The organism is Nocardiopsis mwathae (assembly GCF_014201195.1).
Lineage (GTDB): Bacteria > Actinomycetota > Actinomycetes > Streptosporangiales > Streptosporangiaceae > Nocardiopsis_C > Nocardiopsis_C mwathae.
In genome coordinates, this window is record NZ_JACHDS010000001.1 from 1,010,735 (window position 1) to 1,035,395 (window position 24,661).

Annotated in this window: 23 protein-coding genes; 16 read left to right on the forward strand and 7 right to left on the reverse strand. The window is 72.0% G+C overall.

Annotated elements, in window-relative coordinates:
* Positions 1-168: 168 nt before the first annotated feature.
* From HNR23_RS03995 to HNR23_RS04015, 5 genes are all read left to right on the forward strand, one after another.
* Positions 169-1,980 carry a hypothetical protein gene (locus HNR23_RS03995; RefSeq protein ID WP_184073577.1) on the forward strand — a complete coding sequence of 604 codons (1,812 nt, stop codon included), beginning with the start codon at positions 169-171 and terminating at the stop codon, positions 1,978-1,980.
* Positions 1,981-2,158: 178 nt separating this feature from the next.
* Positions 2,159-2,368 (forward strand): helix-turn-helix domain-containing protein, encoded by a 210-nt coding sequence (locus tag HNR23_RS04000; RefSeq protein ID WP_221308025.1) that lies wholly within the window; start codon positions 2,159-2,161, stop codon positions 2,366-2,368.
* Positions 2,369-2,455: 87 nt separating this feature from the next.
* Entirely contained in the window at positions 2,456-3,679 is a 1,224-nt protein-coding gene (locus HNR23_RS04005; RefSeq protein ID WP_184073579.1) for a tyrosine-type recombinase/integrase, read from the forward strand.
* A gap of 113 nt (positions 3,680-3,792) precedes the next feature.
* Positions 3,793-4,509 carry a TetR family transcriptional regulator gene (locus HNR23_RS04010; RefSeq protein WP_184073582.1) on the forward strand — a complete coding sequence of 239 codons (717 nt, stop codon included), beginning with the start codon at positions 3,793-3,795 and terminating at the stop codon, positions 4,507-4,509.
* 160 nt (positions 4,510-4,669) lie between these two features.
* On the forward strand, positions 4,670-7,048 hold the full coding sequence (locus HNR23_RS04015; RefSeq protein ID WP_184073584.1) for a phosphoketolase family protein: 2,379 nt from the start codon (positions 4,670-4,672) through the stop codon (positions 7,046-7,048).
* Positions 7,049-7,117: 69 nt separating this feature from the next.
* Here the strand turns inward: HNR23_RS04015 and HNR23_RS04020 are convergent, their stop codons facing one another.
* Positions 7,118-9,085 carry an acyl-CoA dehydrogenase family protein gene (locus HNR23_RS04020; protein ID WP_184073586.1) on the reverse strand — a complete coding sequence of 656 codons (1,968 nt, stop codon included), beginning with the start codon at positions 9,083-9,085 and terminating at the stop codon, positions 7,118-7,120.
* Between the two features lie 123 nt (positions 9,086-9,208).
* A complete protein-coding gene (locus tag HNR23_RS04025) occupies positions 9,209-9,817 on the reverse strand; it encodes a hypothetical protein (protein ID WP_184073588.1) in 609 nt (202 codons plus the stop codon).
* A 309-nt stretch (positions 9,818-10,126) separates the two neighbouring features.
* Between HNR23_RS04025 and egtA the strand changes: the two genes are divergently transcribed.
* From egtA to egtD, 4 genes are read left to right on the forward strand one after another with little or no spacing between them, the layout of a single operon-like run.
* The gene (gene egtA, locus HNR23_RS04030; RefSeq protein ID WP_184073590.1) at positions 10,127-11,335 is read left to right on the forward strand and encodes an ergothioneine biosynthesis glutamate--cysteine ligase EgtA; all 1,209 of its coding nucleotides are present in this window, start codon (positions 10,127-10,129) and stop codon (positions 11,333-11,335) included.
* The gene (gene egtB, locus HNR23_RS04035; protein WP_184073592.1) at positions 11,332-12,684 is read left to right on the forward strand and encodes an ergothioneine biosynthesis protein EgtB; all 1,353 of its coding nucleotides are present in this window, start codon (positions 11,332-11,334) and stop codon (positions 12,682-12,684) included. The genes egtA and egtB overlap by 4 nt, the downstream gene beginning before the upstream one ends.
* Complete coding sequence (gene egtC, locus HNR23_RS04040) at positions 12,684-13,430, forward strand: ergothioneine biosynthesis protein EgtC (protein WP_184073594.1); 747 nt, start codon at positions 12,684-12,686, stop codon at positions 13,428-13,430. Before egtB ends, egtC begins: the two co-directional genes overlap by 1 nt.
* Positions 13,431-13,448: 18 nt before the next feature.
* Positions 13,449-14,411: an L-histidine N(alpha)-methyltransferase gene (gene egtD / locus HNR23_RS04045; protein WP_184073597.1), complete on the forward strand. Its 963-nt coding sequence runs from the start codon at positions 13,449-13,451 to the stop codon at positions 14,409-14,411.
* Between the two features lie 583 nt (positions 14,412-14,994).
* Here the strand turns inward: egtD and HNR23_RS04050 are convergent.
* Positions 14,995-15,288: an MFS transporter gene (locus HNR23_RS04050; protein WP_343070734.1), complete on the reverse strand. Its 294-nt coding sequence runs from the start codon at positions 15,286-15,288 to the stop codon at positions 14,995-14,997.
* Between the two features lie 16 nt (positions 15,289-15,304).
* Positions 15,305-16,123 carry a VIT1/CCC1 transporter family protein gene (locus HNR23_RS04055; RefSeq protein ID WP_184073601.1) on the reverse strand — a complete coding sequence of 273 codons (819 nt, stop codon included), beginning with the start codon at positions 16,121-16,123 and terminating at the stop codon, positions 15,305-15,307.
* A gap of 91 nt (positions 16,124-16,214) precedes the next feature.
* On the opposite strand from HNR23_RS04055, the gene dapB reads away from it, so the two are divergent.
* The 7 genes from dapB (at position 16,215) to HNR23_RS04090 (ending at position 21,861) form a co-directional block, all read left to right on the forward strand.
* On the forward strand, positions 16,215-16,955 hold the full coding sequence (dapB, locus tag HNR23_RS04060; RefSeq protein ID WP_184073603.1) for a 4-hydroxy-tetrahydrodipicolinate reductase: 741 nt from the start codon (positions 16,215-16,217) through the stop codon (positions 16,953-16,955).
* 269 nt (positions 16,956-17,224) lie between these two features.
* Complete coding sequence (locus HNR23_RS04065) at positions 17,225-17,527, forward strand: urease subunit gamma (protein WP_184073605.1); 303 nt, start codon at positions 17,225-17,227, stop codon at positions 17,525-17,527.
* The gene (gene ureB, locus HNR23_RS04070) at positions 17,524-17,841 is read left to right on the forward strand and encodes an urease subunit beta (RefSeq protein WP_184073608.1); all 318 of its coding nucleotides are present in this window, start codon (positions 17,524-17,526) and stop codon (positions 17,839-17,841) included. Before HNR23_RS04065 ends, ureB begins: the two co-directional genes overlap by 4 nt.
* Positions 17,838-19,538 carry an urease subunit alpha gene (locus HNR23_RS04075; protein ID WP_184073610.1) on the forward strand — a complete coding sequence of 567 codons (1,701 nt, stop codon included), beginning with the start codon at positions 17,838-17,840 and terminating at the stop codon, positions 19,536-19,538. Before ureB ends, HNR23_RS04075 begins: the two co-directional genes overlap by 4 nt.
* Positions 19,539-19,560: 22 nt before the next feature.
* Positions 19,561-20,313, forward strand: coding sequence for an urease accessory protein UreF (locus HNR23_RS04080; RefSeq protein WP_184073612.1), 753 nt, complete (start codon positions 19,561-19,563; stop codon positions 20,311-20,313).
* Positions 20,306-21,097, forward strand: a complete 792-nt coding sequence (gene ureG / locus HNR23_RS04085) for an urease accessory protein UreG (RefSeq protein WP_184073614.1) — start codon at positions 20,306-20,308, stop codon at positions 21,095-21,097. The genes HNR23_RS04080 and ureG overlap by 8 nt, the downstream gene beginning before the upstream one ends.
* A complete protein-coding gene (locus HNR23_RS04090; protein WP_246421581.1) occupies positions 21,094-21,861 on the forward strand; it encodes an urease accessory protein UreD in 768 nt (255 codons plus the stop codon). Before ureG ends, HNR23_RS04090 begins: the two co-directional genes overlap by 4 nt.
* Before the next feature lie 39 nt (positions 21,862-21,900).
* Here HNR23_RS04090 and HNR23_RS04095 read toward each other — a convergent pair whose 3' ends face one another.
* The 3 genes from HNR23_RS04095 to HNR23_RS04105 form a co-directional block, all read right to left on the reverse strand.
* The gene (locus HNR23_RS04095) at positions 21,901-22,062 is read right to left on the reverse strand and encodes a hypothetical protein (RefSeq protein WP_184073616.1); all 162 of its coding nucleotides are present in this window, start codon (positions 22,060-22,062) and stop codon (positions 21,901-21,903) included.
* 283 nt (positions 22,063-22,345) lie between these two features.
* Entirely contained in the window at positions 22,346-23,287 is a 942-nt protein-coding gene (locus HNR23_RS04100; protein WP_184073618.1) for a carbohydrate ABC transporter permease, read from the reverse strand.
* Complete coding sequence (locus HNR23_RS04105) at positions 23,284-24,660, reverse strand: ABC transporter permease (protein ID WP_184073620.1); 1,377 nt, start codon at positions 24,658-24,660, stop codon at positions 23,284-23,286. Before HNR23_RS04105 ends, HNR23_RS04100 begins: the two co-directional genes overlap by 4 nt.
* Between the last annotated feature and the right edge of the window lies 1 nt (position 24,661).

Genomic DNA, 24,661 nt, shown 5'->3' on the forward strand with positions numbered 1-24,661 from the left:
GGACCTCGGCCGGAAGGCTCCACAAACGATGACGGAAACGTCGTTGAAACGAAGCTACCGAAAACCGATCTCGCGACAGAGTACGGAACGGCTGGTCTTTCCTGGCACACCATCAAGTCCAGCTGTATCGACAAGGCCACGTCCGCGCCGATGGCGGCGGTAGCAAACATGATCTGGACGGTCGCGAAAACCATCGGGTTTCTCGCGATCATGATCTACCAGTGGGCCGTGTCCGGGGAAATCCTGTCGGGGCTGAACAACTACGTGGTCGACCTGGTGGTATCGCTGCGGCAAGGCGTATGGGCGCCCTACCTGGGTGTGGCGGTGATCATCGGCGCGTTGTGGATGGGATGGAACGGCCTGGCCAAGAAGCGCGCGACGATGGCTGTGGAGGGCGCGGTGTGGATGGTCGCGTCCACCACGGCGGCGATCTGGATCCTCTCAGCGCCCGGCAACGCCCTGCACCTGGGCCAGACGACCGCCTTGGCGGGCAGCAACGTGGTCTACTCGACGGTCGCGGGGGCCGGGTCGCCCGACGATGAGCGGCGCCCCTCATGCCCGCATGTCCCCCGGGGGCTGGGCGGGCTGGCCGTCGACGCATTGGAAGGATCGGAGTGGTGGCCCTGGAGCAAGGACAACGCGTCAGGGAAGGGGGCTCCGGCGCGGGATGAGATGATCAAGAGGAATTCAAACGCCATGTGGGCGGGATTCCTCTGCAAACCATGGCTTGCAGGCCAGTTCGGAACAAGCGACAAATCCGGGTCGCTTTCCCGTGAGTACGGCTACGATCTGCTCGCGTCTCAGGCGGTGACCCGCACCGGTCAGCACTACATCGATTCGGGTGCGACCGATGAGCAAGCCGTGATGGAGATGAAGCAGAAGAAATACGAAGAAATCGCCGGAGAGGTGGAGGAGGAGTCGCGGGGTGTCTACGCGATCCTGTCCGGTGAGCGTCCTGAGGCGCGTTTAGCGATCGCGATTCTCGCGCTGGTGGCTTCGGTCAGTGCGGGGACGCTGGTTTTCGCTGTCGCGCTTGCGGTGATCGTGCTTCAAGTGGTGTTCACGCTGATGATTCTGGTGTCACCTTTCTTCTTTCTGCTCGGCGTCCACCCCGGCGGCGGTCGGATCCTCCTGATGCGGTGGGTAGAGATCACACTCGGCGTTCTCATCAAACAGATCATCGCTCAGTTCCTACTGATCCTGATCGTCGGACTGTTCGCGACGGTCCTGGAATCCGCGCTTCCGTGGGGTGCACAAATGGTGGTACTCACGCTCGTCTCCATCGCGGCCGTCCTCTACCGGAAGAGGCTGACCAACATCGCGGTGCAGCTGACGCAGGCGGCCACCCCCACCAACGTGATTGCTCAGGTGAAGGGCGGGGCTCGCGGCGCGGACGGCGGGCAGGGTGCCGACGGGTCCTCAGGGAAGTCGGGTGCCGACGGCAAGGCGGGTGCCTCTTCGGGTCCGCCACGGCGAACGCGGTGGCTGGAGGAACGCAAGCGGCGGGCGCGCCTGGCTGCCGGGGCAGCGACCGGAGGGGCCTCTGAGGCGGCTTTCACGGCGCGTGAGCAGGCGCGCGGAAAGAAGGCCGACAAGGGGCGTTCGCCGGGTGCTGGGCAGCAAGCCGGGTCCTCCGCATCGGTGTCGCCGGGGGCGGGCTCCACGTCTCAGCCTCCGGCCAGCAGCGGCGCGGACGGTGGTGGGAGTTTCCCCCGCACGCCGGGAGCTGGGGGCGCGCCGTCGCGGGTGCCCTCGGGTGATCCCGGGGGGTCGGGGCGGCGTTCCACTCCTGAGCAGGCGCCGCCCATGTCCAATCCCCGTCGGGGAGAGAGCGGGCGTCGGTCGGACGGGGGGACGTCGCGGGGCGCCCCCTCACAGCCGACGGAGCGCGCGACCGCACCCCAAACACCGCGCACCGAGCGCGGGCAGACCTGGGGCGACTTCTATCAGACGCAAGCACAGAGAAAGCCCGAAGTGTGACGTCCACCGTGACCATTGGAACAGAGAAACCGCGCGCGCAGCGCGTCCTTTTACGCCCTTGGCTCCGCCGGGCGAGGGGTGGGTGGTCGGGGGATTGGTCAGTGGGCGAACCCGACGCCCGAACGACTACATAAGCCATTTGGAGTTCCCGCGCAAACAGGAATGTGGAGGGTTTCACGTGAAACGAAAAAGCGAAGATAGAAACGATTCTATCGAATTCCTTGATGAGCTGTGGACGGTCGATGATGTGGCCGCTTACCTGCGGAAACCTGTGTCGTGGGTGCACGATAACCATCGCAAGTATTTCCATGCGGCGCGCGTCGGCCGGGAACTCCGCTTCTCGGCAAATGAGGTCAAGAAATGGATCAGTGGCCAGATCCGGCCATGATCAACGCACTCTTTAATCGCCGAATTCCACAGATTTGGATAGAATGGGCGATAGAAAGAAAGAACACGAGGAAACGGAGATGGGACCATGGCGAAAAAGGCGGTCGGCTGGGCGGTCGGGACCATGCGCGACGGAATCCGCAAAACCCTCAACCAGACCAAGACCAAAGCCGCCGGGCGTGAGGTCTACGCCTACAAAGTGCCCTACCGCGACGGCGACGGAAAGCAGACCTCCCAGACCTGGGACACCCTGACGCAAGCCAAGGAGTTCCGGGACCTGGTGCGCGGACAGAAGAACTCGGGCATCCTCCAAGACTTCAAAGCCGGGCGCATCACCGTCTCCGCCTGGGGCGCCGAATGGCTCTCCACGATCAAGGCCACACGCAGACCCTCCACGCACGCCACCTACCGCACCTGGGTCAACCGCTACATCCTCCCCGAACTGGGCGGGATGACGCTGAACGCCGTCACCCCCCACGACATCCAGCGGGCCGTCAACGCCTGGGCGACGCGCCACGGCCTGTCCGCCTGGACGGTGCGCCTGATCTACCGGGCGTGCAAGGGCCTGTTCCAAGAAGCCGCCGACGCCGGGAGGATCCCCGCCTCCCCCTGCCGCAACGTCCGCCTTCCCGAGGTGCACACGAGTGAGGTGGTGCCCTTCACCGTCGCGGAAGTCGAGGCGATCGCCGAAGAAATCACCCCCCGCTACCGGCTACTCGTGGTCATGGGCGCCTGCCTGGGCCTGCGCATCGGCGAACTGCTCGGCCTGACCTGGGACCGGATCGACCTGGAAGCGGGCACGGTGAGTGTTGACCGCCAGCTGCAAGACGGGCGCCTGTCCCCGGCCAAGACCCGCACGTCCATCCGGCGCGTCCCGCTCTCCCAGCGGGTCATCACCGAACTGCGCACCCACCGGGACCTGTACCCGCCCCAGACGGTCAGCGTCGAACAGGACGGCGCCCCGGGGCGCACGGAGGTCGAACCGGTGTTCCGCTCCCCGCGCGGGGGGATGGCCAACCCCGCCACCGTCCGCTACCGGTTCCGCAAGGCCTGCACGGCGGCCGGGCTGCGCCCGGAGGTCCCGCACAAGCTGCACAACCTGCGCCACACCTTCGCCAGCGTCTGTATCGAGCACAACACCTCGCCGAAGAAGATTCAGACGTGGATGGGCCACGCCAGCATCTCGGTGACCATGGACGTCTACGGCCACCTGATGAACTCCTCCGACGACTCGTTGCGCTCGGCCATGGATGCCGCCTTCGGCACCGATGCCCCCGACTCCCCCGGCGGCCCCGACGCTCCGGCCCATTGACGCCTGTTCCGGGGTAGTGGCGTGTAGTACGTTGACCCCCTGCTGACCTCGAACCCTCGGCCCGCCCACCGCGCGCCTGTCACCAGGCACAACGCGGAGGGCGGGCCTTACGCATGACAATCTACGAGATCAACGGAAGCAGGTGGGGCGGCCGCGGCGGTGTACATTTTGCTCCAGGTCCGACCTGGTGGTCTGCGAGGAGAGCGAGGGGGAGCATCGACCTCGAAACGGCGGCGCCGGGGCGGGAGCCGCGCCAGGACCGCAGCCGCGCCACCCGGCAGCGGCTGCTGGCCGCGGCCGTGGAGTGCCTCTCCGACATCGGCTTCTCCGGCGCGACCGTGGGCGCCGTGGCCCGGCGCGCCGGGGTGTCGCGGGGCGCGGCCCAGCACCACTTCCGCACCCGGGAGGACCTGCTCACCGCAGCGCTGCTGCACATGAGCGAGAACCGGCTGGCCGAGCTCCGCCGACGCGCCGCCGACCTGCCCGAGGGCGGCGCCCGCACCGGCGCCGTGGTCGAGATGCTCGTCGACGCCTACACCGGACCGGAGTTCGCGGCCGCCCTCCAGCTGTGGGCGGCCGCCGCCAGCGACCCCGCGCTGCGCGCCCACGTCATCCCGCTGGAGGAGCACGTGGGCCGGGAGGCGCACCGCACCGCCGTCGAGCTGCTCGGTGCCGACGAGCGTGCGCCCGGCGTGCGCGAGGCCGTGCAGGCCACCCTCGACCTGGCACGCGGCCTGGGCCTGGCCGACCTGCTCACCGACGACGAGCCGCGGCGGCGCGGCGTCGTCCGCCAGTGGACCCGGATGCTGGAGCAGGCCCTGGCCCCCTGACCGCGAGAGCCGAGCCGCCCGGGTCGGGAGGGGCGAATGACTGAGCGGGATATGACTTCCGGTCTGCCTTAGCCGGGTGTTCGTGCGGGTAGGTGCCCCGGCGACGCGTGCCGACACCCACCCTCCCCGGCGGGGGAGAGCACCGAGGGGGACAGACAGCATGACCGAAGCGAGTACGGCACCGAACACCGAACCCCTGGGGCCCGACGAACTGCGCGGGGTCGACCTCTACTGGCGGGCCGCCAACTACCTGTCCGTCGGGCAGATCTACCTCCTGGACAACCCGCTGCTGTGGGAGCCGCTGCGCCCCGAGCACATCAAGCCGCGGCTGCTCGGGCACTGGGGCACCACCCCCGGCCTGTCCTTCGTCTACTCCCACCTGTCGCGGCAGGTGAAGCTGCGCGACCTCGACATGATCTGGATCGTCGGCCCGGGGCACGGCGGCCCCGCCGCGGTCGCCACCGCGTGGCTCGACGGCACCTTCACCGAGACCTACCCCGACGTCCCGCAGGACGTCGAGGGCATGCGCCGCCTGTTCAAGCAGTTCTCCTTCCCGGGCGGCGTTCCCAGCCACGTCGCGCCGGAGGTGCCCGGGTCCATCCACGAGGGCGGCGAGCTGGGTTACGCGCTCTCGCACGCCTACGGGGCGGCCATGGACAACCCCGACCTGATCGTGGCCGCCGTCGTCGGGGACGGCGAGGCCGAGACCGGGCCGCTGGCCGGGAGCTGGCTGGCCAACCGGTTCGCCGACCCCGCCCGCGACGGCGCGGTGCTGCCGATCCTGCACCTCAACGGCTACAAGATCGCCAACCCGGCCGTGCTGGCCCGCATCCCCGAGGGGGACCTGGTCAAGATGCTGGAGGGCTACGGCTACCGGCCCTACATCGTCTCGGGCGACGACCCCGAGGCGATGCACCAGCTGATGGCGGCCACCCTCGACACCGTCCTCGGCGAGATCGCCGCCATCCGCCGCCAGGCCCGCGAGGAGGGCGCCACCGGGCCCGTGCGCTGGCCGATGATCGTCCTGCGCACGCCCAAGGGGTGGACCGGGCCCTCCCTGGTCGACGGTGAGCAGGTCGAGGGCACGTGGCGCTCGCACCAGGTCCCCCTGACCGCGGTCCGGGACAACCCCGAGCACCTGCGGCTGCTGGAGAACTGGCTGCGCTCCTATGGCCCGGAGGAACTGTTCGACGTCGCCGGGACGCCGAACCCGCGGACCACCGCGCTGGTCCCGGACGGCCCGCGGCGGATCAGCGCCAACCCGCACGCCAACGGCGGGCTGCTGCTCAAGGACCTGACCCTGCCCGACTACCGGCGGCACGCGGTCGACGTGCCCGCCCCGGCCGTCCGCAGTGTCGGCGCCACCGGTGTGCTCGGCGGCTTCCTGCGCGACGTCATGCGGGCCAACCCCACCACGTTCCGGATCATGGGGCCCGACGAGACGGCCTCCAACCGACTGGGCGCGGTGTTCGACGTGACCGACCGGGCGTGGTCGCTGGACCGGCTGCCGACCGACGACCACCTCGCCCCGGACGGCCGCGTCATGGAGGTCCTCAGCGAGCACCTGTGCCAGGGCTGGCTGGAGGGGTACCTGCTGACCGGGCGGCACGGCCTGTTCAACAGCTACGAGGCGTTCGTGCACATCGTCGACTCGATGTTCAACCAGCACGCCAAGTGGCTGAAGATCACCCGCGGCCTGCCCTGGCGGCGGCCGATCGCCTCGCTGAACTACCTGCTCAGCTCGCACGTGTGGCGCCAGGACCACAACGGGTTCAGCCACCAGGACCCCGGCTTCCTCGACCACGTCGTCAACAAGAAGCCGGAGATCATCCGGGTGTACCTGCCGCCGGACGCCAACACGCTGCTGCACACCGCCGACCGCTGCCTGCGCATGCGCGACACCGTCAACGTCATCGTGGCCGGCAAGCAGCCGGCGCTCACCTACCTGACCATGGAGCAAGCCGTCGCGCACTGCACGCGCGGCGCCGGGATCTGGGAGTGGGCCAGCACGGACGCTGGCACCGAACCCGACGTGGTGCTGGCGTGCGCGGGTGACGTGCCGACACTGGAGACGCTGGCCGCCGCCCGGCTGCTCCGCCACCACCTGCCCGAGCTCAAGGTGCGGGTGGTCAACGTCGTCGACCTCATGCGGCTGGTGCCCGTCGAAGAGCACCCGCACGGGCTCATCGAGAGCGACTTCGACACGCTGTTCACCGCGGACAAGCCCATCATCTTCGCGTTCCACGGCTACCCGTGGCTGATCCACCGGCTCACCTACCGCCGCAACGGCCACGACAACCTGCACGTCCGCGGGTACAAGGAGGAGGGCAGCACCACCACACCCTTCGACATGGTGCTGCGCAACGACCTGGACCGCTTCCACCTGGTCATCGACGTCATCGACCGCATCCCCGGGCTCGCCGTTCGCGCCGCCCACCTGCGCCAGCGGATGCTGGCCGAGCGGCTGCGCTGCCACGAGTACGCCCGTGAGCACGGCGAGGACCCGGCCGACATCAGCGACTGGACCTGGTCCTCCTGACCCCCGTCCCCCGATGGCCTCGGAAGGACGGTTCGAACCACGGCGCGGATCCCGACCGTTCGCCCGAGATCACCGGGGGTGGTGGGCGCGCCGCTGCATGTCCTGGCGGGCGGACTCCGCTCCCAGGGCGATGGGGGCCGCCAGCCACTCGTCGAGCAGGCCGAAACCCTCCACGAGGTCGACGGCGTGCGGCCGCAGCCCCCGGCACAGCGTGTTCACCGCCTGCGTCACCGCCTTGGCGCGCGACGCCGACAGGCGCTCGTGCTCCAGGAACCAGGCGCGATCCTCCTCCACCACCGACAGCACGTACAGGTCGCACAGCCGGTCCAGCAGCACCCGGGTGCCACCCTCCGGGCAGCGGTCGATGCCCGCGACGAACGCCTCCAGCACCACCCGGTCGACGTGCGCGCGCCCGGCCGCCAGCACGTGGTCCTGGGCGCCGTTGAACACCTCGAACGCGTCGGCGCCCTCCGAGCCCGCCCGGCGCAGCCGTCGCGCCAGGCCCTCCACGATGTGCTTCTCACGGTCCTCCAGCAGCGCGAGCTGCCACCCGCGGTCGTAGAGGTCGGCCTCCTCGCCCCGCCCGGGCGCGGCACTGACCAGGCGCTCGATCACCGACCGGGCGGCGGTGCGCTCGATGACCGCGCCCAGGAACTGCCGGGCCACCAGGCGGGCCATGGGCAGGGGGTCGAGGTCGCCGAACGCGTCCCGGTAGTCGGTCAGCAGGCCCTTGGCGACCAGCTGCAGCAGCACGGTGTTGTCGCCCTCGAACGTCGTGAAGACGTCGGTGTCGGCCTTGAGCTGGGGCAGCCGGTTCTCCTGCAGGTACCCGGCGCCGCCGCACGCCTCGCGGCAGGTCTGGATGGTGCGGGTGGCGTGCCAGGTGGCGATCGCCTTCAGGCCGGCTGCGCGCGACTCCAGCTCGCGCTGGTCGTGCTCGTCGAGCGGCACCCGCCCGGTCTGGCTGTCGTGCAGGCGGGAGACCAGCTCCTCCTGGGCGAAGTGCAGGGCGAAGGTGCGCGCCAGCGCGGGCAGCAGGCGGCGCTGGTGGGCGAGGTAGTCCAGCAGCACGACCTCCTCGCCGGTACCCGACCGCTCGAACTGGCGGCGGGTGTCGGCATAGCGCAGGGCGATCGCCAGCGCCGCCTTGGTCGCCGTCCCCGATCCGCCCGCGACGCTGATCCGGCCGCGCACCAGCGTGCCCAGCATGGTGAAGAACCGGCGGTTGGGGTTGTCGATGGGGGAGGAGTAGGTGCCGTCGCGCGCGACGGAGCCGTAGCGGTCCAGCAGGGCGGTGCGCGGCACCCGCACGTGGTCGAACGTGATCCGCCCGTTGTCGACCCCGTTGAGCCCCGCTTTGGGGCCGCAGTCCTCGATGCGCACCCCCGGCAGCGGCGTACCCGACGCGTGGCGCAGCGGCACCATCAGCGCGTGCACGCCGTGGCTCTGGCCGCCGGTGATGAGCTGGGCGAAGACCACCGCCATCCGGCCGTCGCGCGCCGCGTTGCCGATGTAGTCCTTGCGCGCCGACTCGTCGGGCGTGTGGACGACGAACTCCTCGGTGTCAGGGTCGTAGGTGGCGGTGGTGCGCAGCCGCTGCACGTCCGATCCGTGTCCGGTCTCGGTCATGGCGAAGCATCCGGGCAGGTCGAGCGAGATCACCCGGGGCAGGTACTCGGCGTGGTGGCGCTCGGTGCCCAGGGCGTGGATGGCGCCCCCGAACAGCCCCCACTGCACGCCGACCTTCACCATCAGCGACAGGTCGCACACCAGCATCTCGAAGGCGACGACCGAGGCACCCACGTCGTCGGCTCCCCCCTGGGCCGCGGGGAAGCCGTATCCGGGCACCTCCGTCGCCGCGATCGCCTTGAGCCGGTCAAGGACGCGCTCGCGATGGTCGGCCATGCCGAGCCCGGCCACGGGGGCGAAGTCGTCCCCGCGCAGCAGGTCCCTGGCCTGGCGCCGCACGTGCGCCCAGCGTCCGTCGAGCAGTTCGCGCAGGACGTCGCCGTCGACGCGCGCGTTCCGGTCGGTCATGGAGTTCCCCCACTCGTGGTCAGCACCGTGGTACCACTCTCCCGCCGTGCGCGGGCGGGGGAACACGCGGGGTGGGGCGAACGCCCCTGCGCGGGCGGCACGCGGCCGCCGCCCGCGTGCGGGTCAGAACCCGGGCGCGGGCGCCGGGACCTGGGTGAAGACGTAGGCGCTCGCGGCGAGGAAGAAGATGCCGACCACCACCGCGGCCATGGCGCCCCACCGCGCCCACGGGCGGCTGTACTCGGTGGTCAGGCCCAGGCTCAGCAGACCGAAGAAGACGCCGAGCAGGGCGGTCCCGCCGTCGCCCAGGATCATCGCGGTGACCGCGGAGGCCTGGTCGGCGGCGGAGACGTTCATGAGCATCTCGGCCAGCCGGGTGCCGATGAGGGCGGCGCCGATGGACAGGAGCGCGGCGATGGCGAAGGTCTCGGCGGAGAACAGCCCGGCCGTCGGCGGCGCGAGCAGCGCGTCGTCGGCCCCGTCGTCCTCGCGCGCGTCCTCCTCGGCCCCGCGCTCGGCGTCTGCGCCGCCGTCGGCGGTCTCGTCCGCGGCGCCGCCCGGAGAGCCGGCCGAGGTGTCGGTGGCGGTGGCGGTGGCGGTGGTCGGCTCGGAACCGGGCCCGGAGGCCGTGGCGCCGGTGCCGGGCGCGGCCCCGCTGTCGGTGGTGTCGGTGTCGTCGGTCCCCTCGGGCTTGCGGGGCGACTCATCTGGGGAATCAGGCTTCGTACTCATCGCGGGCCAACCTATCGGCCCCGGACCGCGACGGGAGAACACGCCGCCGGGCGTGGCGGACGACGGACCCGTTTTCGGTCGGGACGTCGCGGGTGATGGGGGCGGCGGCGGAGGCGGCGCGGCCGCGGAACGTCGCCGCGCGGATGCCGAATGTGATGGAGATCACAACCTGGCCGTTTCGCTGTAGTTCTCCTGTGTGGCCCTCCCACATCGGCGACCCGGCCCCACGGGCCGCGGCCCGGACGTTCGATCGTGTCCAGGTCGGGCACAAGACATGAGTACGCCCGTGATCAGGAGCGAGCAGCGAATATGGTGTACCTCGCCAAGTCCGACGTCCGCGACTACGTCCACGGCATCTGCTTCAAGACCGGCCCGCCCGGGCGGGTGGGCGCCGAAGCCGAATGGCTCGTCACCGACCCGAACCGGCCCGACCGATCCGTACCCCTGACCCTGCTATCGGACCTCGTCGAAGAGGCGGGGCCGCCGCCCAGCGGCAGCGCCGTCACCTACGAACCCGGAGGGCAGCTGGAGCTCAGCTCGCCGCCACTCCCGGGACCCGCGTCCGCGCATTCCGCGCTCACCACCGATCTCGCCCACATCGGCAAGCACCTGCACGACGCCGGGCTCCGGCTGGACGGGCTCGGCCTGGACCCGCGCCGCCCGCCCGTCCGGCAGCTCACCCTGCCCCGCTACACCGCCATGGAGCGGTTCTTCACCGAGGGCGGCGGGGCCGCCGGCCGCACCATGATGTGCAGCACCGCATCCCTGCAGGTCTGCGTCGACATCGGGGCCGACCCCGCCGACACCGAACGGCGCTGGAGGCTCGTCCACGCCCTGGGCCCGCTGCTCGTCGCGGCGTTCGCCAACTCGCCCGTCTGGCGGGGGCGCGACACCGGCTGGCGCTGCGCGCGCTGGGCGGTGTGGGCGGGCATCGACGCCTCGCGTACCCGCCCCGTCCCCCTGGACGACCCGGCCGAGGCGTGGACGCGCTACGCGCTCGACGCCCGCGTCATGGCCATCCGCCGCGACGACGGGCCCTGGCTGTGCTCGCCCGGCATCACCTTCGGGCAGTGGCTGGAGACCCGGCTGCCGCGCCCGCCCACCCACGACGACCTCGTCTACCACCTGAGCACGCTCTTCCCACCGGTGCGCCCCCGCGGCCACCTCGAACTGCGGATGATCGACGCCGTCCCCGAACCGTGGTGGCCGGTACCCATCGCCGTCGTCGCCGCCTTGGTCGACGACCCCGCCGCGGCCGACGCCGCGACCGCGGCCATCGACCGGCTGCCGCACGGCACCGGGCCCGCGGCCTGGCTGACCGCCGCCCGCGACTCCCTCACCGACCCCGGCCTGGCCGCCTGTGCCCGCGCCTGCTTCGCCGCGGCCAGCGAGGCCCTGGCCCGCATGGGCGCCGCCCGACTCGTGCCCATCGTCGACGCCTACCGTGAACGCTACGTCGAGCGCGGCCGCTGCCCGGCCGACGACATGCTCGCCCACGCCGGACAAGGAGCGGTATGACCGAGAACCCGGACACCACGCCGGCCGCCGACTCCGCCGCCCTGCGCGAGCGCATCGCCGCCGAACTCGACCGGGGGCGGCGCCGCAGCCGGGGGCTGACCGTCGGGGTCCTCGACGAGGACGACCTGGTCGCCCAGCACTCCCCGCTGATGTCGCCGCTGGTGTGGGACCTCGCCCACGTCGGCAACTACGAGGAGCAGTGGCTGGTGCGCGCCGCGGCCGGGCAGGAGGCGCTGCGCCCCGACATCGACGGCCTCTACGACGCCTTCGAGAACCCGCGCGCCGAGCGGGTCACCCTGCCGCTGCTGCGCCCGCGCGAGGCCGAGGACTACAACGCCCAGGTGCGGCGGCGCGTCCTGGACGCGCTGGAGCACGCCTCCTTCGACTCCGGCTCGGCGCTGCTCGACGGCGGATTCGTCTACCACATGGTCATCCAGCACGAGCACCAGCACGACGAGACCATGCTCTCCACCCACCAGCTGAGGCGCGGCGAGCCGGTGCTGGGCGTCGGCGCACCGCCCCCGCCGCCGCCCGCGGCGCCGCCCGACCGGGACGAGGTACTGATCGAGGCCGGGCCGTTCACCATGGGCACCGACGACGACCCCTGGGCCTACGACAACGAGCGCGGCGCGCACACCGTCGACCTCCCCGCGTACTGGATCGACACCCGGGCCGTCACCAACGCCGCCCACATGGACTTCATCGCCGATGGCGGCTACGACGACCGGCGCTGGTGGAGCGAGGCCGGCTGGACCTGGCGGATGCGCGGCGGCAAGCGCGCCCCGGCGTTCTGGCGGCTGGACGCCGGGCAGTGGCTGCGCCGCCGGTTCGGCCGCGTGGAGCCGGTGCCGCCGGATGAGCCCGTGCAGCACGTGTGCTTCCACGAGGCCGAGGCGCACGCCCGCTGGGCCGGCAAGCGCCTGCCCACCGAGGCCGAGTGGGAGAAGGCGGCCCGCCACGATCCCGCCACCGGAACGTCGCGGCGTTTCCCGTGGGGAACCGAGGAACCCGCCGGCCACCACGCCAACCTGGGCCAACGATTGCTGCACCCCACCCCCGCCGGGACGTTTCCGGGCGGCACGGCGCCGTGCGGGGCCCAGCAGATGCTCGGCGACGTGTGGGAGTGGACGGGCTCCGACCTCACCGGCTACCCGGGCTTCCGGGCGTTCCCCTACCCCGAGTACTCCCAGGTGTTCTTCGGCGGCGACTACAAGGTCCTGCGCGGCGGCTCCTGGGCCACCCACCCCACCGCGGTCCGCGGCACCTTCCGCAACTGGGACCACCCGGTCCGCCGGCAGATCTTCTGCGGTTTCCGGCTGGCCCGCGACGCCGGGAAGGAGGGTCGCTGATGTGCCGCCACCTCGCCTACCTCGGTGCGCCCACCACCCTGCACGACCTGCTCTACGCCCCGCCGTACTCGCTGGAGCGGCAGTCCTACGCCCCCCGCGAGCAGCGGTACGGCACCGTCAACGCCGACGGGTTCGGGGTGGGGTGGTACGACCCGGGCCGAGAGGCGCCGCTGCGGTACCGGCGGGCGCTGCCGATCTGGGCCGACACGTCCTTCGCCGATGCCGCGCGCGTCATCCGATCCGGCTGTGTGGTGGCCGCGATCCGCGACGCCACCCCCGGGTTCGGCTCCGACGAGTCGTGCGCCCAGCCGTTCCGCGGCGACCCCGGGCGCGGCGACCCGTGGCTGTTCAGCCATAACGGGGCCGTCGACGACGACGAGACGCTGGCCGAACGACTCTCCCCGCCTGCGCCTCCCGGGGTGCTCGACGCGCGCACCCCCGTCGACTCCGCCCCGCTGTTCGCCCACGCCGTGCGGCTGTGGCGCAAGGGCGGGGAACTGGGCCGGGCCCTGGCCGACGTGGCGCGCGAGGCCCGCTCCCACTCGGGCGGGCGCTACAACCTGCTCGCCTCCGACGGCGACCGGCTCGCCGCCACCGCCGTCGGCGACACCCTCTACACCCTCGTCGGGCCCGGCGGGGTGTGCATCGCCTCCGAGCCGTTCGACGACGACCCCGCCTGGACGCGGGTCCCCGAGGGATCCCTGGTCACCGCCGACCGCGACGGCGTGGCCGTCACGGCGGTCTGACGAGACGAAAGGGGCGCCATGCTTCCGATCGAATACCACCTGACCTCCGACGACCTCGCCAAGACGCTGCGGGACGACGTCCACGACGGCCTGACCGCCCACCCCAAGAGCCTGCCGCCGAAGTGGTTCTACGACGAGCGCGGCAGCGTCCTGTTCGAGCGGATCACCGAGCTGCCCGAGTACTACCCGACCCGCGCCGAGCGCGCCATCCTGGAGCGGCACGCCCCCGATATCGCTGCCGCCACCGGTGCCGACACCCTGGTGGAGCTCGGCGCCGGCTCGGGCGCCAAGACCCGGCTGCTGCTGGACGCGTTCGGCGCGGCCGGGACCCTGCGCCGGTTCGTCCCGGTCGACGTCAGCGGAGACTTCCTGCAGGAGTCCGCCGCGCGCATCGGCGCCGCCTACCCCGGCACCGACGTCCGCCCGGTCGTCGCCGACTTCGAACGCCACCTGCACCTGCTGCCCGCCGCCGGGCGGCGGGTGGTGGCGATCCTCGGCTCGACCATCGGCAACCTCGCCCCGACCCAGCGCCTGGCCTTCCTGACCGACCTGCGCGGAACGCTCGCCGCGGGCGACGCCCTGCTGCTCGGCGTCGACCTGGTCAAGGACCCCGAGAGGCTGCGCGCGGCCTACGACGACGCCCGGGGTGTCACGGCCGACTTCAACCGCAACGTGCTGCGCGTCATCAACCGCGAACTGGACGCCGACTTCGACCCGGCGGCGTTCGCGCACGTGGCGCTGTGGGACGCCGAGGCGGAGTGGATCGAGATGCGGCTGCGCGCGGCCCGCGCACAGCGCGTGCGCGTGGGCGCGCTCGACCTGGACGTCGACTTCGCGGCGGGGGAGGAGATGCGCACCGAGATCTCCGCGAAGTTCCGCCACGCGGCCGTGCGCGACGAACTCGACCGGGCCGGCCTCACCCTCACCCACTGGTGGACCGACCCGGCCGACGACTTCGCCGTCCTGCTCGCCGCTCCCTAAGGCGGCGCCCGGGTGCCGGTGACCGCTGAACATGCTGATCGCGGGTGCCGGTGCGGGCCCGGACACGGGCGCGGGCACCCGGCCCCGGCCCCGGCCCCGTGGACGGCGCCACAGTGAACCGCGCACGGTGTGCGACGGAGTCGCACCTCGGAGTGGGCTTGCCGGGTGGCGTGGTCGTCGGTCTCCCGCGGGGGTCGTCGGTGGAGACGGGCAGCAGCGACGAGGGGAACCGGGACTTGGGGCCGCCGGTCGCCACCCGGGTGGGCGCGTGGCCGGACCGACCCCGGCCGATCTGCGCCTCTCCCTCCCCTGTTGATCTCGGCGAGGTGCACCGAATGACTGCGATTTTTCGGTGCACTTCGCCGAGATCAACGGGGGAGGGGGTGGGAAAGCGCTGTCCGGTGGTTTTCCGGGCCCGGGGGCCAGTTGGGGGCTGGCGGACCGGCGGCTCCGGCCCGGCCGGAAGCCCGGCTTTCCGCTTCGCGTGCAGCGATTTCCGCGATCCGGGAGTCCCGGCCCCTCCTCGAAAATGATCATGGGTTCACATCTCGCGATGTCCGTTTAGCCCGATCTTTTCCCATGGTCATCGTGGGACGTCATTCTGGTCCGACCAGGCCCCCGATTCGGGCGCCCCGGGGACGGTCACCTCCCGCCGGGGGACCGCGACCGCGGCCACCACCGCCACGCAGGCGATGGCGGCGGCCGCGGCGGCGAGCCAGGTGCGCCATCCGAACACGGAGGCCACGATCCCGCCCGCGAACGAGCCGAGCGCCAGACCGATGGGCAGGAACGTCCCCCGGACGGCCAGGGCCGCGGTGCGCCGCCGCCCTTCCGCCAAGGGCATGATCAGGACCGGCGCCGGTGCGGAAGGGCGGATATCCGGACGCGCGACCTCACAGCCCGTCGGCGGTGCCGATCAGCGTGCCGATGCCGTAGGTGACGGTCATCGCGAAGGCGCCGCCGAGTACGCAGCGCATGGCGGCGCGTCCGGCCGGGGCGCGGCCCAGGCGGGCGCTGATCGCGCCGGTGGCGGCGGTGGCGCAGGCCACGGCCAGGAAGGTGGCCGGGACGCGCCAGGCGTCCGGGCTCAGCGTGATGAACAGCAGCGGGATCAGTGCGCCCAGGGTGAATGCCCCGAAGCTGGTGAACGCGGCAACCCAGGGGTTGGTCAGTTCGCCGGAGTCCAGCCGCAGCTCGATCTCGGCGTGGGCCCGCAGCGCGTCGCGCGCGGTGAGCTGGAGGGCCACCTGGCGGGCCAGGTCGGGGCTCAGCCCGCGGTCCCGGTACATGCCGGTCAGCTCGTCCAGTTCGGCGTCGGGTTCCTCGGCGAGCTCGCGCCGCTCCCGGGCCAGGGCGGCCCGCTCGGTGTCGCGCTGGGTGCTCACCGACACGTACTCGCCGGTGCCCATCGACAGGGCTCCGGCGAACATCCCGGCGATGCCCGCGACGACGATGGCCGTGATGTTCATGGTCGCACCGGCGACGCCGACGACCAGGGCCGCGGTGGACACGATGCCGTCGTTGGCGCCGAGCACCCCGGCCCGCAGCCAGTTCAGCCGCGCGTTCATGCTGGGGTGGTGCGGCTCGCGGCGCCGGTGCCCGTCCGGCGCGTCGGGTCTGTCCGGCCGCTCCGGCGCGTCCGCCGCGTCCGAGCGCTCCTGTCCGTCCGGCCGCCCCTGCCCGCCGTCCCCCGCGTTCCCCGTGCCGTCCATCGCGTCTCGCCTCCCGCTGCACGCCGAACGACCTGCTGAGGACGATGGTCCCACGCCGGCGGGCCCGGGCGCCTCCGGTACGCTCGTGCCCGTGATCAAGGTAGGAGTGTTCGGCGCCCACGGGCGCATGGGGTCCGAAGTCGTCAAGGCGGTCCAGGAGGCCGCCGACACCGAACTGGTGGCCGGGATCGACGCGGCCGGTGAGCGTGAGAAGGTGCGCGGCGCCGACGTCGTCGTGGACTTCACCCACCCCGAGGTCGTCCTGGACAATCTGCGCTGGCTGGCCGCCAACGGCATCCACGCCGTCGTCGGCACCAGCGGCTTCGACGAGCGGAGGCTGTCCGAGCTGCGCGACATCCTGGCCCGGCACCCGGGGGTCAACGTGCTCATCGCGCCCAACTTCGGGATCGCCGCGGTGCTGATGATGAACTTCGCGGCGAAGGCGGCGCCGTACTTCGAGTCCACGGAGATCATCGAGCTGCACCACCCGAACAAGGCGGACGCCCCGAGCGGCACCGCCTACCGCACCGCCGAGCTGATCTCGCAGGCGCGCGCCGATGCCGGGGCGGAGCCGATGCCGGACGCGACCACCTCCGAGATCGACGGCGCGCGCGGCGCCGACGTGGCCGGGGTGCGGGTGCACGCGCTGCGCATCCAGGGCATGATCGCCCACCAGGAGGTCGTGTTCGGGACGCACGGCGAGACGCTGACGATCCGCCACGACTCGATGAACCGCGAGTCGTTCATGCCGGGCGTGCTGCTGGGCGTCCGCTCCGTGGCCGGTCTGCCCGAGCAGCTCACGGTCGGGCTGGAGCCTATTCTCGGCCTCTGACCGGAAACCGCCCCTGACCGGGAGTGCCGCCGCGATCGCGGGCGGCCGGTCGCGGTTGTCGACCATCGCCTCCGACGGTGGTGGCCCCGTGTTCGCGGGGCCACCACCGTTCTCGTTTGCCGCCCTTTTACGCGGCGCGCCTGCGGACCCGCTGAGCTGACTCCGACAAACAGGTTTAACCTTGCCGTAACACGTGGGAAACGGTGCTTTTCCGGCGCGAGCGACCATGTGCACACGGCGCGATGGCATCGCGCCGGAGGAGGCGACGAATGTACCTGACTCCATCGGACACGGAGAAGCTGCTGCTGAGCGTGGCCGGAATGGTCGCGCGCGACCGTCTGCGACGCGGCATCAAGCTCAACTACCCCGAAGCCACCGCCCTGCTCTCCTGCTGGGTGATCGAGCGCGCCCGCGAGGGCGCCACCGTCGAAAGCCTCATGACCGACGGCCGCGCCGTGCTGACGCGCGCCGACGTCATGGAGGGCATCCCCGAGATGATCGACGGCATCCAAGTGGAGGCCACCTTCCCCGACGGCCGGAAGATGGTGTCGATCACGGAGCCGATCCAGTGATCCCCGGCGAGATCCGCACCCCCGGCGGCGACCTGGAGCTCAACGCGGGTAAGCCGGTCCGCACCCTCATCGTGACCAACACCGGGGACCGCCCCATCCAGGTGGGCTCGCACCTGCACCTCCCCGACGCCAACCCCGCACTGGAGCTGGACCGGACCGCCGCCCGCGGCCACCACCTCGACATCCCCGCCGGAGGATCCATCCGCTTCCTTCCCGGCGACGAGCGGGAGGTCGCGATCGTCCCCTTCGGCGGGAGCGGCCGTGTTCCCGGCATCCAGCGCGGCAAGACCGACGCGCAGAAGGAGACCCGGTGAGCCGTATCGACCGCGACGAGTACGCGCACCGCTTCGGCCCCACCACCGGCGACCAGGTGCGGCTGGGCGACACCGATCTGTGGATCGAGGTCGAGGAGGACCACTGCTTCGGCGGTGACGAGGCCGTCTTCGGCGGCGGCAAGTCCATCCGCGAGTCGATGCTCCAGTCCACCCTCCCCAACGCGGACGGCGCGCTCGACCTCGTCATCACCAACGCCGTCATCCTCGACCACTGGGGGATCGTCCGGGCCGACGTCGGCGTGCGCGGCGGCCGCATCACCGCCGTCGGCAAGGCCGGCAACCCCGACACCACGGACGGCGTCCACCCCGACCTGGTCATCGGGCCGGGAACCGAGGTCATCGCCGGAGAGGGCCGCATCCTCACCGCCGGGGCCATCGACAGCCACGTCCACCTGATCACCACCGACGCGCTCTACGAGGCCGCCGCCACCGGCGTGACCACCATCGTCGGCGGCGGCACCGGTCCCGCCGAGGGCTCCAAGGCCACCACCGTCACCCCGGGACCGTGGAACCTGACCACGGTGCACCGCGCCCTCGACGACGTGCCGCTCAACCTCGTCGTCTTCGGCAAGGGCAACACCGTCAGCGCCGAGGCCCTGGGCGAGCAGGCGCTCGCCGGAGCCGGGGCCTACAAGGTGCACGAGGACTGGGGGAGCACCCCGGCCGCCATCGACGCCGCGCTGACCGCCGCCGACACGTGGGGCCTGCAGATCGCGGTGCACACCGACAGCCTCAATGAGGCCGGGTACGTGCAGCACACCCTGGACGCCATCGGCGACCGGAGCATCCACACCTTCCACACCGAGGGCGCCGGCGGCGGGCACGCACCCGACATCATCACGGTGGCCGCCCGGCCCAACGTGCTCCCGGCCTCCACCAACCCGACGCTGCCGTTCACCGTCAACACCCACGCCGAGCACCTCGACATGCTCATGGTGTGCCACCACCTCAACCCCGCCATCGAGGCCGACGTCCAATTCGCCGACTCCCGCATCCGGGAGGCCACCATGGCGGCCGAGGGCATCCTGCACGACATGGGCGCGCTGTCCATCATCGGCTCCGACGCCCTGGCCATGGGGCGGATCGGCGAGGTCATCTGCCGCACCTGGCAGCTCGCGCACGTGATGAAGGCGCAGCGCGGAACCGACTCCCGCCTGCCCGCCGACAACGAGCGCGCGCGGCGGTACGTCGCCAAGTACACGATCTGCCCGGCGGTCGCCCACGGCATCGACCACGAGGTCGGGTCGGTGGAGCCCGGCAAGATGGCCGACCTGGTGCTCTGGGACCCACCGTTCTTCGGGATCCGGCCCGCGATCGTGGTCAAGGGCGGCGGGGCCGTCTACGCACCCCAGGGCGACCCCAACGCGTCGATCCCCACCAACCAGCCGGTGCTGCTGCGGCCGGGCATCGTCAACGCGGCCGCGGCCGACCTGTCGGCCACCTTCGTCTCCCCGGCCGCCCTGGACGACGGGCTGGCCGAGCGGCTGGGCCTGCGCCGGCGCCTCGTCGCCGTCAAGCCGACGCGGCACGTCCGCAAGACCGACCTGCCGAACAACACCGCGCTGCCGAAGATCGACGTCGACCCGGAGACCTTCGCCGTGGAGATCGACGGAGAGAAGGTCGCCGCCGTGCCCGTGACCGAGGTGCCGCTGGCCCAGCGGTACAGCCTCTTCTGATGACGGCCGGGTTCCGATCCACATGACCACGCCCGAGGCGGGGGCCGGAGGCACCACCGGGGGAGCGGGCGCGCTCGGCGCGCTGCTGCTCGCCGACGCCCGGCTGCCCACCGGGGGACACGCCCACTCGGGCTCCCTGGAGGGCGCGGTCGCCGCCGGGCTGGAACCGAAGGAGGTCCCCGCCTACATCGAGGCGCGCCTGCGCACCGTCGCCCGCACCGAGGCGGCCGCGGCCGTACTGGCCCGGCGTGCGGCGCGGGCCACCGGGGGCGGGGGCGCCACCGCGACCGCGGCCGATATCGACTACGGCCCCATCCAGGCCGCGCTGGCCGCACGCACCCCCAGCGCCCCCCTGCGCGCGGCCTCCGCCTCGCTCGGCCGCGGTCTCGCCCGGCTCGCCCGCCGCCTGCGCGCCGACCACCCCGCCGTGCTCGCCTTGCCCACCGCTTCCGCGCCCACGCCCGGACTGCGCCCGCTGCGGCCGGTCGTCCTCGGCGCGCTCGGCGCCGCCCTCGACATGGCCGACGACCAGGTCGCCCGCGCCGCCCTGTACGACGACGCGCAGACCGTCGCGTCGGCCGCACTCAAACTCCTGCCCGGCGACCCCGTCACGGCCGTCGAGTGGGTGCTCGACACCGGCGACGCCCTGGAGGAGGGCGTCACCGCCGCCCTGGCGGTCACCGGGCCCGACCGGCTGCCCGCCTGCTCCGCGCCGCTCATCGACCAGTGGGCCGGAGCACACGCACACGCGACAAGGAGACTCTTCCATGCCTGAGCACAGCACCGCCCCGGAGAGCGGACCCCGCCGCACCCTGCGCCTGGGGGTGGCCGGACCGGTCGGCACCGGCAAGAGCTCGCTGATCGCCACCCTGTGCCGGGAGCTGTCCGGCGAACTGTCGATGGCGGTGGTCACCAACGACATCTACACCGACGAGGACGCCCGCTTCCTCCGCTCGGCGGGGGTGCTGCCCACCGAGCGCATCCACGCCGTGGAGACGGGCGCCTGCCCGCACACCGCCATCCGCGACGACATCACCGCCAACCTCGACGCGGTGGAGGACCTGGAGGAGGAGTTCGCGCCGCTGGACCTGGTGCTGGTGGAGAGCGGCGGCGACAACCTCACCGCCACCTTCAGCCCGGCGCTCATCGACGCCCAGATCTTCTGCCTCGACGTCGCCGGAGGCGGTGACGTGGCGCGAAAGGGCGGCCCCGGCATCGGCCGAGCCGACCTGCTGGTGGTCAACAAGGTCGACCTCGCCCCCTACGTGCACGTCGACGCCGAGCAGATGGTCGCCGACGCCACCGCGGCGCGCGACGGCCGACCGGTGCTCGGCCTCTCGCAGAACGACCCGGCCACCATCGTCCTGCTGTGCGACTGGGTGCGCGGTGTGCTGCGCGAGCACCGGGCCGGAACGCACGTCCCGCAGGACCCCGGCCCGATGGCGCCGCACAGCCACGGCCCCGCCGACGAACTCGGGCACGGGCACGGCCACGGGCACGGGTACGGCCATGGTGAGGACAAGGGCCACGGCTTCGCCCCGGAGCACGTGCACACATGAGCCCGACACTGACCCGCGACGCGGCACGCGACCACGTGTCGGTCCACCGCCCCGCGCGCATCGTCGTGGACGCGGTGGACGGTCGGTCGCGGGCCCGGGTACTGGAGGCGGGCACCTTCGTCTCGCCGCGCCCGATGCCCGGGCGCGGCGCGGGCGTGAAGATCGCCCTGGTGGGGATCCGCGCGTCGCTGTGCGCCGGGGACGACTTCGCCCTGCGGGTGGAGGTCGGCCCCGGCGCCCGCGTGGAACTGGTCGACCCCAACGGCACCGTCGCCTTCAACGCCCGCGGCGGCGCCGCCTCTTGGCGAGCGGAGCTGACCCTGGGCGAGGGGGCCGTCGTCCACTGGCGGGAGCAGCCCTTCGTCCTGGCCGACGGCGCCGACGTCCACCGCGAGGTCCGCGCCGACCTGGCCCCGGGCGCCGAACTGCTGTGGCGCGAAACCCTCGTCCTCGGCCGGTCAGGCGAACACGGCGGCGCGCTGCGCTCCCTCACCCGCGTCACCCACGGCGGCCACGACCTCCTGGTCGAAGACCTCGACCTGCGCACCCCGGCCGCCCGCGAACTCCCGGGCATCCTCGGTACAGCCCGCGTCCTGGGCCAGGTCGCCCTCTTCGGCCGCACCCCACCGGGCGACCCTTCCCCCTCCCGCCTCGACCTGGTCGGCGCCGGAGCCCTCCACCGGGCGGTCACCCACCGCGCCTACGAGACCGACCGCATCCTTGATCCTGTGTGGAGCTCGTGGTCGGACGACCGCCTCCGGTGACCCTGGCCCGCCCCGCCGCCGGGCATGACCGTCCCCGCCTCAGGACCGGCGGCGCAGGGTGAGCAGGCCGCAGGCGAGGATGATGGCGGCTGCGGTGGCGAAGGTGCCGCGGGCGCCGATGGCTTCGACGAGGACGCCGGCGAGCATGGAGCCGACCGCGTCGCCGAGGTAGGCGGCACCGAGGGCCAGGCCCATCAGCACGCCGACGGAGTCCTTCGGGGTGTCGCGCTGGAGCAGCCCAAGATTTCCAGGGGCATTCCCACGCCTCCATCGCGAAGAAACGGCATTCCGTGTGCGGCGGTGATCTTGTCTACCGGGGGGCCGTATCGCGGTCAAAGGGCGTCCGGACACCGACGCACCTCGATGACCTGCCGTGTTGCTGGGAAGAGGAGAAGGAAAGGGGGTGGCCGTCGTCGGCGACGGCCACCCCCTTGGGGATGGGCGGGTCGAATTCCCGCTTGTTCTTCGGCTGCCCGTTCTTCGGCTACTTCGTCGAGCCCGCGAAGACGCCCTGGACGAAATAGCGCTGGAAGGCGAAGAACACCAGCAGCGGGACCATCATCGACAGGAAGGCACCCGAGGCCAGGACGTCGATGTTGGTGCCGAACTGGCGCAGCTGCGCCCGCAGGGCGACCGTCAGGGGGGCGGCCTCCGGGCTGGTGAAGACCAGCGCGACCAGCAGGTCGTTCCACACCCATAGGAACTGGAAGACGGCCAGCGAGGCGAGGGCCGGGCGCGCGACCGGAAGGACGACCCTGCGGAAGATCCGCCACTCCCCGGCGCCGTCCATCCGCGCCGCCTCCAACAGGTCGCGGGGGATCCCCGCGAAGAAGTTGCGCAGCAGGAACACCGCGAACGGCAGCCCGAAGGCGACGTGGAACAGGATGACGCCGGTGATCGACCCGAACACGCCCAGGGCGCCGTACAGCTGGGAGATGGGGATCAGCGCCGCCTGGATCGGTAGCACCAGCAGTCCCACCACCGCCACCATCAGCCAGTCGCGCCCCGGGAACTCCATCCACACCAGCGCGTAGGCCGCCAGCGCCCCGATCCCGACCACCAGGATCGTCGAGGGCACCGAGATGTAGACGGTGTTGAGGAACGACCGCATGATCACCTCGTTCTGCACCAGGTCCTGGTAGTTGGCCAGAGTCAGCTCGGCGGGTTTGAGGAACACCGTCCACCACCCGCTGGCGGTGTTGTCGGTCTCCGACCGCAGCGACACGACCAGCAGCCCGATGACGGGCACCATCCAGAACAGCGCGACGAGGACCAGAACCACCTGCACGGTGCCCGAGCCCAGCCGGGAGACGAGCCGGGAGGCCAGGCCGCGGCGCGGCGCTCCGGAGACGGACACCTCCACGACGGAACCCGCGGGGCGCTGCCGGCTCGATCTGGTGGCGGTGGGCGCGGTGCTCGCGCTCATGAGGAACGCTCCCGTCGGAATCGGCGGATGTTGAACAGCATGATCGGCAGGACGAGGAGCAGCAGGAGGACCACGAGCGCGCTGCCCAGCCCCTGGTTGCCACCGGCTCCGAACGACACCTGCCACATCTGCAGGGCGATGACGCTCGCATCGGCCTGCACCGACCCGGGCGCGATGACGAGCACCAGGTCGAAGATCTTCAACACGTTGATCACCAGAGTCACGAACACCACCAGCAGCAGTGGCCCCAGCAGTGGAATGGTGACCTTGCGGAACACCTGCCACTCGGTCGCGCCGTCCACGCGCGCCGCCTCCAGGGCGTCGCGCGGGATGGCCGACAGTCCCGCGGCGATGAAGGTGATCGCGAACCCGGTCATGATCCACACCCAGGAGGAGATGATCACCGGTGTGACCAGGGTCGGCCCCAGCCAGGTCAGCCCGCGGAAGGACTCGGTGAAGTTGTCGTCGGCGAGGTGGACGGTGTACTCGCCCGGCCCCAGCGACGTCAGGGTGAACCGGCCGTCGTCGCCCGTGGTGGCGGTCGCGGCCACCGCGCCGTCCTGGACGGCCTGCACGGTGATACGCGGCATCCCGTTCTCGCCGGGGTCGATCGCCCCCGCCTCGCCGCCCAGGGCGGCGTCCAGCCAGACCACGCCCTGGATCTCCCCCGCGGCGGCCGCCGGGGTGGCGGCGGGCCGCGCCTGCTCGGGCAGGTCGCCGGGGCGGATGCCGACGAGCGGCAGCTCCACCACGTCTCCGGGGGCGTAGGACGACGCGGTCGTGTACCCGCCCCGGGCGTCGTCGCCTTCGAGGACGTCGCCGCGCGGGCGCGCCCCCGGGTAGTCGGACGGGGCGGCGACCATGTCGTGCACGGTGACGGCCGCCGCGTTCACCACCCCGCGGTCGGGGTCCTCGTCGTAGACCAGGCGGAAGATGATGCCGGAGGCGAACAGCGAGATCGCCATCGGCATGAACAGCAGCAGCCGGAACGCGGTCGCCCACCGGATCCGCTCGGTCAGCACCGCGAGGACCAGCCCGAGCCCGGTGACCAGCGCCGGGGCCACCAGAACCCAGATCCCGGTGTTGCGGATCGCGGTGAGCGTCCGGTCGTCGGTGAACATCTCGACGTAGTTGCCCGGACCGACGAACTGCGATCCGGAGGCGTCGAAGAAGCTCCGCACCACCGAGTAGGCGGCGGGGTAGGCCAGGAACACGCCGAGGAAGGCCAGGGCGGGCAGGAGGAAGAGCACCGCGGGGCCGAAGTTGCGCCGGGGCTTGTCCCCGGAGCCGGTCTCCTTCGGGCCGCTGGGGGGCGGGGCGCCCCCGCCGGCGGCCGGACCGCCGTCGGGGGTCGTGTCGGTAGCGGTGGTCATC

Coding starts and splice junctions, on each gene's coding strand:
- HNR23_RS04100 (WP_184073618.1), bottom strand. CDS start 23,287: ATGAGCGCGAGCACCGCGCCCACCGCCACCAGATCGAGCCGGCAGCGC.
- egtD (WP_184073597.1), top strand. CDS start 13,449: ATGCTTCCGATCGAATACCACCTGACCTCCGACGACCTCGCCAAGACG.
- ureG (WP_184073614.1), top strand. CDS start 20,306: ATGCCTGAGCACAGCACCGCCCCGGAGAGCGGACCCCGCCGCACCCTG.
- HNR23_RS04020 (WP_184073586.1), bottom strand. CDS start 9,085: ATGACCGACCGGAACGCGCGCGTCGACGGCGACGTCCTGCGCGAACTG.
- HNR23_RS04005 (WP_184073579.1), top strand. CDS start 2,456: ATGGCGAAAAAGGCGGTCGGCTGGGCGGTCGGGACCATGCGCGACGGA.
- HNR23_RS04065 (WP_184073605.1), top strand. CDS start 17,225: ATGTACCTGACTCCATCGGACACGGAGAAGCTGCTGCTGAGCGTGGCC.
- HNR23_RS04015 (WP_184073584.1), top strand. CDS start 4,670: ATGACCGAAGCGAGTACGGCACCGAACACCGAACCCCTGGGGCCCGAC.
- egtA (WP_184073590.1), top strand. CDS start 10,127: ATGGTGTACCTCGCCAAGTCCGACGTCCGCGACTACGTCCACGGCATC.
- HNR23_RS04055 (WP_184073601.1), bottom strand. CDS start 16,123: ATGGACGGCACGGGGAACGCGGGGGACGGCGGGCAGGGGCGGCCGGAC.
- HNR23_RS04025 (WP_184073588.1), bottom strand. CDS start 9,817: ATGAGTACGAAGCCTGATTCCCCAGATGAGTCGCCCCGCAAGCCCGAG.
- egtB (WP_184073592.1), top strand. CDS start 11,332: ATGACCGAGAACCCGGACACCACGCCGGCCGCCGACTCCGCCGCCCTG.
- HNR23_RS04010 (WP_184073582.1), top strand. CDS start 3,793: ATGACAATCTACGAGATCAACGGAAGCAGGTGGGGCGGCCGCGGCGGT.
- HNR23_RS04080 (WP_184073612.1), top strand. CDS start 19,561: ATGACCACGCCCGAGGCGGGGGCCGGAGGCACCACCGGGGGAGCGGGC.
- egtC (WP_184073594.1), top strand. CDS start 12,684: ATGTGCCGCCACCTCGCCTACCTCGGTGCGCCCACCACCCTGCACGAC.
- HNR23_RS04090 (WP_246421581.1), top strand. CDS start 21,094: ATGAGCCCGACACTGACCCGCGACGCGGCACGCGACCACGTGTCGGTC.
- HNR23_RS04105 (WP_184073620.1), bottom strand. CDS start 24,660: ATGACCACCGCTACCGACACGACCCCCGACGGCGGTCCGGCCGCCGGC.
- HNR23_RS03995 (WP_184073577.1), top strand. CDS start 169: ATGATCTGGACGGTCGCGAAAACCATCGGGTTTCTCGCGATCATGATC.